Raw genomic sequence first — 13,201 nt, 5'->3', positions numbered from 1 at the left:
AGCCATTCATCCGGTTCGGAAATATAAACAATATGAACACCACAAACATAGCCTACATCCCCATGAATGCACCTTATTTTTACCTAAATAATCTCACACAACTTAAAGCCTCTAAAAGCTGCATTTGCTGTATTTTATTTAAATGAGGGTAAACCATTACCTTAATGATTGTTTCATAACACAAAACATCATAAGACAGCCCACGTACTTACAGATAGTGTTATAAAATACGACTATAGAAAATTCAAGTTTTTTCATAGAAAGCGGGCGTAAAATAAACGAATAATAAATAGACATCTGAGTTTTTACTATAAACATTAATTGTGTAGCGATAGAACTCACAATTGACCCATCTAATAACTCCCAGCTAAACAAATAATGTCGAGAACCTCTATCAATGACAGTATAAAGAAGCCTTTTACTCAGAGTTGAACATTCATTGCATAGATAGCTGTATGGTAACTTTTACAGCCATCAATCATTATTTTCTCAAAAAGACTTCCAAGATAGTCTCATCGAGACTTAAACTGATGCAATAATCAATAACATATCCAAACTTGTCGATGCTACTCCTATAGTAATAGATCCATTTAACTTTCAACGCGTATTAAAAATTAAGTTAATATAGGTTACACATTTTATCTGCCCTGTTTTGAAGATCGAATGAACTAAATCAGAATCTTACGATCAGGCCAGTGAAATTCACTCATTATTATGCCCTCATGCCCAAACCTTACTTCAAAACTAAAAACTGGAACCAGTATAAAAGTTCATTGATTAATCGAGGCTCACCCACACTTTAGATAGACGAAGAAGCGATAAGAGACTGGAAACAGGCAAAGCATGGAACGCGCGCGAGGCCTCGGCTATTTAGCGCTCTCGCCTATCAACACTGCTCTTATGGTTAAGCGTATATTCTCGATGCCTTTGAGGACATTACAAGGCTTTATTTACTCGTTGTTTAGGTTGATCGATGTTCCATTGAAATGCCCACACTATGCCTATATCAGCCGCCGAGCAAAGAATGTTAAAATCTCATTCAAACCCTCGACTCAAGGCTAATTGATACAACAGGCCTCAAGGTTTATAGTGAGGGTGAATGGAAAGTCAAGAAACATAGTACCGGCGGCAAGCGAAGAATGTGGCGCAAGCTTCACCTAGCCGTCAATACCTCTACTCATGAAATTGTTGCTGCAGAGCTGAGCTTATCTGGTGTGACAAGTGCTGAGGTGCTGCCAAATCGTCTGAAACAAACACGACTTACCATCAAAGCAATATCCAGTGACGGTACTTATGACACCAGAGAGTATCAGTCACAAGAAGAGCTCTCCTTTGATACCTCCATGTGATAGGGCAACTTTTTGGTAAAAAGGACATCCTCGGAATCTACCTGTTGACTGTCAAAAACTGTACAACTCACACAAGAAATGGAAGCTGAAATACGGCTATCACAAACGCTCACTTTCTGAGGCCGCTATGCATAGGGCGAAGCAACTTTTTTGTGGCTCATTGAGCCTGAGAAACTACAATGCTTAAGTTGGAGAAACTGATGCCATAATCAAAGCGCTGAACAAGCTTACTAGGCTAAGTATGACTGAAACTCAGTACTTTGGTTAAAATACGACCATTTGGGATACCTAACGCTTTGAACATGATTTAAGAAACAAAGCCTACTTGAGATCGAGTTTTACTCAATTTTAAGTAGGCTCATTTTCTATTTAAGTAACGCGGAAACCTATCCTTACTGATAAATTTACAAGCATACATAAAAATATCACAATTATTTTTCTTCCTTCTTTTTCCTTCCCAACGCGAAGTTCGCCTTACTACTGTTTTCTTGAGCTTTGCTATAAAATCTTTTTTTACTAAGCTTTCTTACGATTAATTTTTCCAAACCCATATATTCGTCCTGTATATACAACAGTCAAGAAGTTAAAAATTTTTCTTCAATTTTACAATGTACCAATTTCAAACCACTTATCAGCCTAATTAATACAATAAACATCAACACTCTTTTAATTGATTCATTTACGTTAAGCTTATATTAAAGATAAGATGACTTGAGAACTAAACCTATCAAAATAAAGGGAAGCAAAAAAGTTATATTTCAATTATATTAGAAATAATTTAAACAACCTAAATTTAACTACATATATAACACATATAACTATAGTTTTTATGGTTATTAAATTGCATATATGATAATACTTCCCATACAAGATTATTACATACCACCGAAAATGTACTAAAAGGTTATAGATAAATGCAATATACTAGATACTTACCAAGAGAAATGCGAAAGAAACATTTCATTAAGAAAGCGAAGAAGAAGTACGGATCGCAATTTGATTACTCAAAAGTCAATTATATTAACACAAGAACGAAAATTGAAATAATATGTAAGCTTCACGGAAGTTTTTACATTACACCTAGGGGGTTTTTGGCAAATCTTTATGGTTGTCCTCGCTGCCAACACTTTCAAATGTTAACTATAGACAAGCAAAATATACCCAACAATTCGCATAATAGCTCGAATAAAATCATCAACATGGTATTCAAATAGTAAGCGCGTCATAAACCCCGCATTCTAATCACTCATCACGAATAATAAGATCAAGTCTCCAACTATGAGGAGGTTTGAAATGGGAAAACGACGTACTGACCAAGAATGGCAAACGCTTATCGAGCAATCTGAATCGAGTTCGTTGTCAACGCTAGCCTTTTGCAAGCTCAAGGAACTCAACCCTTCGACGTTTTATGCCAAGCGCCAACAACTCAACAAAATTGAGGTTTCTCAAGGCTTCGTTAAAGCTGAAGTCGTCAAAAAGACAACCAAGTATCAAGCTCAAATAGCAACGGCTAACATGACACTGCTCGTCAATAATGTTGAGCTGAGCATTCCTCAGGGTAACTAGCAAACTAGTGCTTTAACTAAATTGTTGTGATTAACCATTCCGCTACGTTTTTGAAAGAAGCAAAGCAGGTATCAAAATCACGTGGCTCGGTGTTAAACACCATTGGGGTGGCAAAGTCTTGAAAGCGTTGTCGAAAGACTGGGTTTTCTTCAAGCTCTTTCAGCCCGAGTTGTAGCTCTTGTTTAGGATTGGAGACAAACTCTGCATGCTGATTGCCAAAGCGCTCAATATCTTCTTCCAACACCGTTTTAAATAACGGTGTAAATACTTTCAGATCGAGGCTTTCTTTCTGGCCTTCGGTCTTTAAAATACAGTAAACATCATAAATGGCGAACAAGCGTGGCATCATCCTTACGCTCAGCACTGCGCTTGACTGACATTGTACGGCGCAACATTGATATCACTTTTTCAACTAAGGTCGCGTGGATAGAGACGCAATCGAAAGCCTTCACTTCGTGTGGCTGCTTATACAGCTCTGCGACCAGTGATTGAATGCTGCGAGGCTCTACTTCAAGCAGTGGTATTGTATCCATCAACTCCAGCTTAATTATGGGGCGAAGACATGGTGCTTGACTAAACTGCTGTGGATATCGAAGTTCCAATTCAATATAGCGATACTCATCACACAAGCCGTGCTTCGACGGTGAATCGCTCTGATTGGGTAATCGCCTGCTCAATCTCATTAATGCATACCTTGCGAGCCGCTTTCTTTTTGGCGCGGCTTAGTTCTTCAAACGCGGGTTTTGGGATCAATTTAATGTCGACGTCTTCTGACATTCGAAGGATCTTAACGTTGGACTTTGCTAGAGCAGTCCCGCCGGAAAAGACCATTTGATGATGCACTGGAGACACTTTCACTAACTCTGCAAGTAAAGCGACGACCCAGTAATCTTTTTCAATAATGGCTGGATTTCCGAGCTCAAGCGCATCGGAAACCTCAAGAAATTGTTGTTTTAATTTTTCCATATTAACTCGGCGAGTTTAATACTCGGTTACCGACAGTCAATTTGCGATTAAACTGTTTGGGGTTTCATGAGTATGGAACGGAGGATGAGATTTGGGTACTCGTACCTGAGAGACTTTGTAGCGATAGACTATCCATTTCAAAATCGACGCCTTTCATTTTAAGAATTTCTCGCATAAGGGCATCGGTCCCTCCCGGATTAGTGGGCATGGGCTTGCCAGTGAGGCTGTTAATTCTTACTTTGGTATACAAACCATAGCCAAGCTTCATTAACTCACCTTGCTGCACAAGTTGCCTCAGTGCCCGACCTATTTGGTCATAGCTTGCAAATCCATCAAAGTCTTTGCGTTCAAATACATAACGTCTTGAACGCATTTATCTTTTGATAAATGCGGTCTACTGCTGTCATTTGAAGCTCCTAACTTTCTTATGTATTGGCATTATAACGCAACGTTGATCCGTTAGGAATAAACACGGCATTAATGACAGCGAAAATACGGCATTCACACAACAAGATAAAACCAATAACTATCTGAATTTAAATATGTATTTTTATTACGATAACCATAACATTCCTATCAAAATGTATCATCACCTTGCTATGAATCTATCCCTTCTGAGATACTTAACGCATCCTCTATTTCTACGCCTAGATATCGAATGGTATTATCCAACTTCACGTGGCCAAGCAATAACTGAACAGCGCGAATGTTTTTGGTTCGAGCATAGATCAGTGCGACGCATGGAATGCGTGCCATACAGATAGGGATCGTAGCCAAATTCCGTTGCCCAACGGCGAATAATAGTTGCACAGCAGCTATAACTCATTGCCCTACCTTGTTTTCGAGGGCTAGGAAACAGATAGTCTTGAGGTGATAGTTGACTGTGAATTAACCATTGAGTCAATGACTGTGCGGTGCGTGAAGTGATCTCAAACTGTACCTCTCTGCCCGTTTTACTTTGGCTGTAAAGCACCCGGTCTTAAATCACACCACCGGAAGAAATATCCCTCACTTTCATTCTTAGCAAGTCACAAGAACGCAACTTGCAATCGATGGCAAGATTGAGCAGGGCTAGTTCCATGATATTGCCTTCGATTTCTAGTCTCGTGCGAATTCGCCAGATGTCTTCAAGCTCGAAAGGCTTTTTCTGCCCAGTTAGATGACCTTTCTTCGTCCACATAATTGACCTCCAGTCTAACTTTAGAAGTAGCCTTATTAAGTTTAGATGCGGTAAATTGAATGGCTATGCAGTTAGGGGGGCTGACAAAAATATTGCAGACTAGAGTGAATTGGAATCTTTGCTCTAACGGATTTTGGTCGAGTGGACGACACTTGTTACCAAGTGCCGTCTCCCTAAGAACCCAGCGTGCAACTTTCACTGCACTGGGCTCAAGCCTCCACTGAAGCATCGTTTGATACCCAGCAACTCATAAAGCAGTTGGAACAGGCTCAACCCAAGAGTTACGTGCATGCCTTTTTGACTTCCGTTTAGCCAAGTATTCTTGGTGATCGGGGTCATAAGGAGTCGCGGCACTTCGGATTTTCACATGTCGCTCTATTGGCACTTTCGCAATTTGGAACAGATTGAACTGACAGTCCATATCCATGATCTTCTGCCAACCGTGAAACTGCCACTGGCCATGACGGTTGATGAAGTATTTAAGGGCGACCCAAATTTTAGATTTTGTTGGGTGACGCCTTTTTGCCCAATGCCATAGAGTTTGGAATAGTTTGTGGCCTACATATCCGAATACTTGTTTAGCAACACAGTGGCGGTAGTAATTCGCCCATCCTCTAAGCTTCGGATTTATCAGTTTGATAAGATCATTAACAGGGATAGTTGCGTGCTTTTTGATGAGTTCGCGTAGATTTCTCAAAAATAACAGTGTGTTGGATTTGCTCGGTTTAATGAGCAGTTTCCCTTTGTACTTCCTATGGTTGAAGCCCAGAAAGTCAAAACCATCATCAATATGAGTAATCTTCGTTTTCTCTTCGGAGAGTGTTAACCCTCTTTCAGACAAAAAGTCAGCAATCAACGGTTTGATATCGCTCACTAGCACTTCCTTTGAAGAACAAGTGACTACGAAATCATCAGCGTAACCAATGAAATTGGCTCTAGCTCCTTTTCTGAGAACTGTGGATTTTATACGTTGCTCTAGACCTGAGAGGGTCATTAGCATCAAGGTTGGGGAGATAATCCCTCCTTGTGGTGTACCCTCATCGGTGTCGTAGAACAGGCCTTTATCCACAAAACCAGACTTTAGCCATTGCTCTAACATTCGCTTATCTACGATGATATTGTCCATAAGCCATTGATGCCCGATTTTATCGAAGCAAGCTTTGATATCGCCCTCAAGAACCCATTTTGCTGATTTCTTCAAGGCCAAACACTTGAAGCACTGCTGGATAGCATCAGCAGTGCCGCGATTTGGTCTGAATCCATAACTGTTAAGGTCGGCTAATGTTTCAGAAAAAGGCTCTAATGCAAGCAGGTGGAGCGCTTGTTGCGCTCTATCTATCATGCACGGAATACCTAAGGGTCTGAGTTTGCCATTCTTTTTGGGGATGTAGATACGTTTGAGTGGTTTTGCTTTGTAAGTCTTGCGACTCAGTTGATTCACCGCTTTCATACGGCGAGTATCTGTGTTCCAGATAACACCATCTATTCCAGACGTTTTACTGCCTTTGTTTTGAGAGACTCGCCTAACAGCAAGAAGTTTCGCTGATCTAGAATGAGTTAAGAGCCACTGTAAGGATTTAACCTTGCCGTATTTCTTTTCTCTCATTGCTTTTGCGATACGCATTTGAAGCTTTAATACGTGTGCTTCCGCGGATTTCCAGTCAATAGACTGCCACTGAGCACCGTCAGAAGATGCACTAATCTCTTTCGAGACCATCATTTGCTTTTCTCCTTGAATAAAGTTCTTTCAAATTCTCTCGCAATGGGAGACCAGTCGGAAGTGGGCTCACTTTCGTGATCAGGCATTAGCCTGTATCTGCATCATTACAATGCAGCTTTCGCTTTTTCCAACCTCCTCTACCTGCATCGCTATCGGCTACAAAGGCTTTCCCATAGGGAGCGATACAGGCTTACCCTGTTCCGTATGTTACGTAATATGTCAACTTAGATGCCCACTCTAGTGCGGAGAGTATTATGATCACGAAAGGCCAATGCCCAACTCCTTTCCGACTCTCGTTGCCGTTTTGGCCACAGCGTATTAACCACTTCCGCTGTTTCATCATATAACGCACCTTTAATGAATTCACATACGTTCATCATATTGACTACCTAGCACTTACCCGATTCATGTGGTTATCAGGAGGATCTTCCTCTCACGATTTCGATCCCGAGCAATTTGAAAATCACTCTTCGTTACATTGTCCGAGCCGCTGCTTTATTCAGGCTCGTAGGTTCATCTGGTGATACAGATGGTTCATTCGTAAAGCGATGAACAACGCTTCATACGACTTCAGGTCGCACGGGCATAAATGATTTAGGAACAGGTAAAAATCGAGTTCTTGGCTGTAGTGAATTTTCTGGAAAGTGGTATAATGGGTATATCGTTTTTAGGAAAAATAGCTCCAAAAATCGATTTTTCTGGAAAAAGCTCACACGCCTCTTCCCTTATACTTTTCCAAATTTATTTCAGAAACCACATGTGTTGGTAGGAAAGTATTGTACGTTAAAGCATAGCCGATTGATTTTACTGAATACCTAACTATGCCGCATCGAGGCGTCAATCTGAGATAAACCCTAGCTGGAAGTCAGAGGAGATGCTAATTTTCCATCAGAATAGGGCCCCTACTTAGTTCGCGAGGGAATAGAATTGTTCAGAGGAAGTTGCTCTTCAAGATTAATTTAGCCTCACTTAATCATCGTCCACAACTCTTAACCATGAAGACTAGCTGTCACGCTGTTTGTTGGCGAACAGGAAGAACAGGGCACCTAAAGGCAAACCAGTATCACTTTCGATAACCCCAGCAAGGCCGTTGATGGGCTTTCTAAAATCGACGCTTTCACGGTACAGATAAGTCTCTGGCGCACTTTGTGGAATACTCAGCTCAATATTATTGACGAGAATTGTCATGTTAGCTGTTGCTATCTGAGCCTAATACTGGTTTTGTTGCCGAATTCAGCAAAAGAGCGAACGCTAGCTAAATAGTTCACATTTTGAACAACATACTGAGTTTCAGGCATACCTATCCCAGTTAACTTGTCGGGTGCTTTGATCATGGCATAGGTCTCACCAGCTTGTGCGTTGTAATTTCGAAGCGTGAGTGAAGCTCCTAGTAATTGTTTGACGCGATACGTAGTGGTCTCCGACAATAACCGCTTGCGGTAGCCATATTTTTGTTTCCACTTTTTGTTCGAGCCATAGAGCTTTTGGCAGCCAACTGCCAAATTACGTGGATGCCCTTTTCCCAGAAAGCTACCTTCACGCAGGGGAATTAAAGGTGTCGCTTTCTTAACTCTAATCGCTCTGTGACACTCTTTTGTATCGTATGCACCATCTCCCGAGATTTCCTTGATGGTTCGGCGTGTTTGCTTGGGTAGGTTGGGGAGTACTTCCGCATCGGTCACACCTGATAGTATCAGCTCTGCGGCGATAATTTCATGTGTGTCTGTATAACCGCAAGATGGAGTTTACGCCAGACTCGACGCTTGCCATCAGTTCCATGCTTTTTCACTTTCCATTCTCCCTATATCTTGAGCCCAGTTGCATCAATGGCTAGGTGTTGGATGGCGCCTCGTGTTGAGGCTTTGAAATTAACTTCTACATCCTTGGCTCGACGGCTTATACAGGTATAGTGTGGACAAACCAATGGAACATTCGCTAATTTAAATACTGAGTCTATGAAGCCCTGTAGCGTCCTTAAGGGCAGGAAAAAGATGCGCTTCACCATGAGAGCGGTCGTGATAGCTAAGTCACTAAACAATCGCGGTCCACCACGTCTATGCTGTTTAGATTGTGTCCACTCCAATATTGCTTCTTCAACAATCCAAAACGTGAGTGAACCTCGATTGACTAGGGAGTTGTTGTGCTTGCGCCAACTGGTAGTTTTATAGCGAGGCTTCAGCATGAAATCAAAGTCAGTAAATGAATGTTCCTGATCTGATCGTAAGATTTTGATTTAGTTCATTTGATTTCAGCAACAAAGCCCCTAATACTTAGTCACCTTTTCATTGGCCTCTGCTTTAACAAAGCTTTAAGATGCACCAGTCTTATGTAGTTGCCGGCGCTTAGCATAAACTACATGGACTCCCTCTATTGCCAACAATAGCTACCGCTGACAACAGTGGATCGGACAGCAGCACTACATTCGGTTTTTCATCGGAATTTCTCCGTCACCCTGATGATATTTGCATGATACCAACCTCATTCGTTAGACAGTATTTTCTACTTCCTTACTAAACAGGTTTTGGTATCTCGGTCTGGTCGTATTGTCATCAATTGCCATTGCTTTGACTCGGTAAGGGCTAACCGTTTATATAGTTAGTTTTATACTCGGTTTCTGTTGTTAATAGCGCCCAAATTATTCGAGCATTCTTAGCTGCTAGTGCGACGGCAGCTCGCTTATAACCTCGTCGTTCAACGAGTTGCCGCAACCATAGACTTGTTCTATCCGTTTTCTCTTTACAGCGGGCAATGACAGCTCTCGCACCATAAATAAGCAGAGTGCGAATGTGTTTTTCGCCTCTTTTGCTAATGCGACCAAGGTGAACATGGCCACCTGTTGAGTATTGTCTTGGAACCAAACCTATCCATGCCGCGAACTGGCGACTGGAGCCAAATTGCTTTGCGTCATTTACGGTAGCTACAATGGCACTTGCACTGTGTTCACCGACACCAGGAATATCCATAAGGACTTTTGCGAAAGCCATTTCTCGGACTAATGCTGAGACTCTTCGGTCATAGTGCAGGATTTCAAGGTTAAGACTTTGAATTTTTTCCGAGAGATCTTGAAGCAGCTCACGGGTTAGCATAGGTAAACCATGTTCGGCATCTTCAAGAATGTCATTGATGGCGTTTTGAACTGAGTAGCGACCTTGTGGCATAACAAGGCCAAATTCAGAGAGTAATCCCCTTAGTTGGTTAATCGTTGCGGTTCTGGTTTTAATTAATCCCTAACGAATACGATGCAGACAAAGCACAGCTTGTTGCTCTTCATTTTTGATAGAGACGAATCGCGTTTTGGGTCTGGATACGGCTTCGCAGATGACCTCTGCGTCATTGGCATCGTTCTTCTCATTTTGTCGATATGGAATAACGAATTTGAACGCCATTATTTTCGGGTTATGGCCGAGCTTACGTAGCTCTCTCGCCCAATGGTGTGCACCAGAGCATGCTTCCATACCGATAAGGCAGGATGGTAAATTGGCGAATGTTGCTAAGAGTTTGTTTCTTTTAACAGTTTTGCGTAGGACGTACTTACCATATGCATTAACGCCATGAATACTGAACACATTCTTGGCAAGGTCAACGCCAATAATTTGAATAGTGGACATAGTAACCTCCAGTTTCTAAGCATATTCATAGTTAACTATGGCACGCTGCGGCTCAGGAAGAAGGAGTCCATATCATTCGTTAAGGGATTAGGTTCATTGAACTTACAAAATGCGAGTGTTGACAATAAACTCGATTCAGATTGCTCGATAAGCGTTTGCCACTCTTAATTAATACGTCGTTTTCCTATTTCAAATATCCTATGGCTAGAGACTTGATCTTATTATTCGTGATAGGCAATTAGAATGCGGGGCTTATGACGCGCTTACTGATAATTCAAAGCACCCCATAAGCACACCTAAATATTTTATACAGTTGCATATTTATCATCAATGTATTATCTCGATGAGCTTTTGATGTTTAGCGTAGGTAGTGTTTGGTGTAATCTCTGGCACATTGAAGGCAACCAAATTTTGATCTAATATGATTGCTTGGAGTCGCTGTAAACTTACCGTGTATTAGGCAATGGATACTGACTGGATACTTCATGCCTTTGTAGTCGACATCCTGGTAGCCAAATTTATCTCCAAATTTTTTCTTTGCCTGGACAAGAAAGTATTCCTTCGTATAACGATTTTCATCTGAACGATGAGAAAAGGAGCATCGAGCACATCCAGTTTTAGAGCGTAAGTGTCCGGACGGTGTTTGTTCAAACTGTCCGTGAACAGGGCAAACGATAATAACTGGCGTCCGGTTATTATCGTAATCGATATACTGGTAATCATATCGTCCGTTAAACTTTACGGTGGCTTGTTGAATGAAGTACTCTTTGGCAGCTTTCTTGGTCGAATTTATCTTGTTCACGCTTTTCTTTATACCTACTGAATCACTATCTAAGATGGTCATTATAGGTGCTCCATATCAATTTATATAACCAAGGCAGTTACATAAAGTTATTTACAGGCTCTGCTGTATGAATTGATTCTTTCTTGTCACTGATTTAACTTTGTAAATACCTATCACAATAAAACATAACTATCGCAGTCGCTCTACTATGAACCTACGTTACTCTGCAGTCCATTCCTAACACCATACTAATATGACATCTTCAATGGTACTTTCTAGCTCAATTCCAACTAGTTTTATCCTTTGGGTTGGCGACAGGCTATGTAGAATTTTGAATTTTCCGTCGACGTGTAAGTTTTTCCACCGAAGGCTCTTACATTACCAGACTGTGTCCAAAACGGAATGACGCTTGGCCAAGATGCAGCATTTTCATGCTGCTCAAGCAAGTCAATGTCTTCACCTTTAATTAACTCAGCGTCTAGAGACAGACACACCTTAGTTGCGTCTTTCAATGTCATCCGATTCCAGAAACTATTGGCTTCACGATAGAAAGAGAGCTTGTCGTCATAATAAACCGGTATAAAGAGTACTATGCCCCCTACTTGCGTATGATTTAATAATGTCGGCTCAACCATAGACAACCCACTACCCTTGTTATCTTGTAAACCCCCACCATCTTTTAAAAGTTGCTCATTCAAAAATACTTGTCGAACAAAACCTTCAATGCCCAATAACCGGGACATATAACGATTAACTTGAACCGCATCTTTATACGCCTCATACGGTCCATTTAGACAACGATAGTATTCACCGTCATAAGACTGGACAACGTTATTTTCTGTTATCTCTACAACTTTCCGAGTCAATTGCGACTCATTCATTGAGTGAATATCTGCGCCGCACTGAACCCAAAAAAAATTCTTTTCGGGCGAACTGGGTTCCATTCCTTGATATATGCCGTGACCAATTGGACAAGACGCCGACAAGCTAGGAAGTCCTTGCTCAGCCGTGCTAATCGAACAGTTTTGTCTAATGAACTGCTCTACTTCTGTTATATTAACTTCAGCAGCGTGTACCTGACTCATTACTAAAACCCCCAATACTGCCGAGCTTAGCGCTTTCGTCATTTATAATTCCCTATTTAATATAATACTAACGAGCATACACTTTACTTTAAATGTAACTCTCCTAACTTGAAACAAAGTGAAACTAAAACATCAGTGAGCTTGAAGTACATACAGCGACCACCTACTCGGACATAGTCTCATCAACCTGCCGACTGGGTTTCCAACACCAACGCAGCCACTTTTCTACCTCTGGTACATAACACCGTTATTATTAAATTGTAGTTACAATAACGGAGACCACATATTTTATAGCTATCCTGAGCTATAAGCACCTAAATAAACAACACTATTAATAAATAACAACAAATAATATCATAGTTATTTTATCGACACACTCAACATACCCTACGAAAGACTATAAAAACACTACACAAACATTTCATTTTCCCATCCCGATAAAACATTTATCGGCAATACAAAAAAAAGAGCTCAACTGACTAAACTACCAATAAAACCACACCGGCTATCGTCGACCCCTTATGTGTTGTAAATTAAAACTGCGTTAGTTTTACAAGCAAACACAGCAGTGAAGTCGACAGGAGCAACTCCAACGTGTAGGCAAGTATATAAAGCGGGTTAAAATTCACACTCCCTTAACAAACATCGATACATACGGTCATGGAATGTTGTCCAACTACAAAAGCAACATTAGTCGCAGGATAAATTGCGTCTGAAGCGAAAACACCCGGCACATACACTATTATTTCTGGATAAAAATCTCAACTCCCCCTATTACTATATCCGTCACTGTCGCCCGCCGAAGAGTTGTCTCAGGCTTTCCACCCTCTTGACCATCCGCTACTCATCTCTCGGTAACCCAACAACAACGACTCTAGGTTCATATAATTATCTATGTCCAACTGCCTGCCCGCAATTTTTGGTGGCATGGCTACATCAACGG

At 41.2% G+C, this 13,201-nt stretch carries 5 protein-coding genes and 7 pseudogenes; 2 read left to right on the top strand and 10 right to left on the bottom strand.

Features of this window, described 5'->3' with window-relative positions:
* The first annotated feature begins 722 nt into the window (after window positions 1–722).
* Together LY387_RS25740 and tnpA are read left to right on the top strand one after the other, a co-directional pair.
* Window positions 723–1,617, top strand: a pseudogene (locus tag LY387_RS25740) (IS5 family transposase).
* 1,025 nt (window positions 1,618–2,642) lie between these two features.
* Window positions 2,643–2,915 (top strand): IS66 family insertion sequence element accessory protein TnpA, encoded by a 273-nt coding sequence (tnpA, locus tag LY387_RS25735; protein ID WP_234498115.1) that lies wholly within the window; start codon window positions 2,643–2,645, stop codon window positions 2,913–2,915.
* A gap of 16 nt (window positions 2,916–2,931) precedes the next feature.
* On the opposite strand, the pseudogene LY387_RS27210 reads toward tnpA, so the two are convergent.
* The 10 genes and pseudogenes from LY387_RS27210 to LY387_RS25685 form a co-directional block, all read right to left on the bottom strand.
* A pseudogene (locus LY387_RS27210) lies at window positions 2,932–3,881 on the bottom strand (nucleotidyl transferase AbiEii/AbiGii toxin family protein).
* 1 nt (window position 3,882) lies between these two features.
* Window positions 3,883–4,288: pseudogene (locus LY387_RS25720) on the bottom strand (DUF6088 family protein).
* A 190-nt stretch (window positions 4,289–4,478) separates the two neighbouring features.
* Window positions 4,479–5,061: pseudogene (locus LY387_RS25715) on the bottom strand (tyrosine-type recombinase/integrase).
* 247 nt (window positions 5,062–5,308) lie between these two features.
* Complete coding sequence (gene ltrA, locus LY387_RS25710; RefSeq protein ID WP_234498112.1) at window positions 5,309–6,781, bottom strand: group II intron reverse transcriptase/maturase; 1,473 nt, start codon at window positions 6,779–6,781, stop codon at window positions 5,309–5,311.
* 1,002 nt (window positions 6,782–7,783) lie between these two features.
* Window positions 7,784–7,909 carry a hypothetical protein gene (locus LY387_RS27315; RefSeq protein WP_419153496.1) on the bottom strand — a complete coding sequence of 42 codons (126 nt, stop codon included), beginning with the start codon at window positions 7,907–7,909 and terminating at the stop codon, window positions 7,784–7,786.
* A pseudogene (locus LY387_RS27225) lies at window positions 7,907–7,990 on the bottom strand (IS66 family insertion sequence element accessory protein TnpB); the annotation flags it as partial. The pseudogene LY387_RS27225 and the gene LY387_RS27315, both read right to left, overlap by 3 nt.
* A pseudogene (locus tag LY387_RS25700) lies at window positions 7,981–8,963 on the bottom strand (IS5 family transposase). The pseudogenes LY387_RS25700 and LY387_RS27225, both read right to left, overlap by 10 nt.
* Before the next feature lie 397 nt (window positions 8,964–9,360).
* A pseudogene (locus LY387_RS25695) lies at window positions 9,361–10,389 on the bottom strand (IS110 family transposase).
* Between the two features lie 358 nt (window positions 10,390–10,747).
* The gene (locus LY387_RS25690) at window positions 10,748–11,233 is read right to left on the bottom strand and encodes a DUF723 domain-containing protein (protein WP_234498109.1); all 486 of its coding nucleotides are present in this window, start codon (window positions 11,231–11,233) and stop codon (window positions 10,748–10,750) included.
* A 236-nt stretch (window positions 11,234–11,469) separates the two neighbouring features.
* Window positions 11,470–12,300, bottom strand: a complete 831-nt coding sequence (locus tag LY387_RS25685; RefSeq protein ID WP_234498107.1) for a hypothetical protein — start codon at window positions 12,298–12,300, stop codon at window positions 11,470–11,472.
* Window positions 12,301–13,201 lie beyond the last annotated feature (901 nt).

The organism is Vibrio maritimus (assembly GCF_021441885.1).
Classification (GTDB): domain Bacteria; phylum Pseudomonadota; class Gammaproteobacteria; order Enterobacterales; family Vibrionaceae; genus Vibrio; species Vibrio maritimus_B.
Note: the sequence above shows the minus strand (reverse complement) of the source record. Positions and strands in the feature narration are given on the sequence as shown.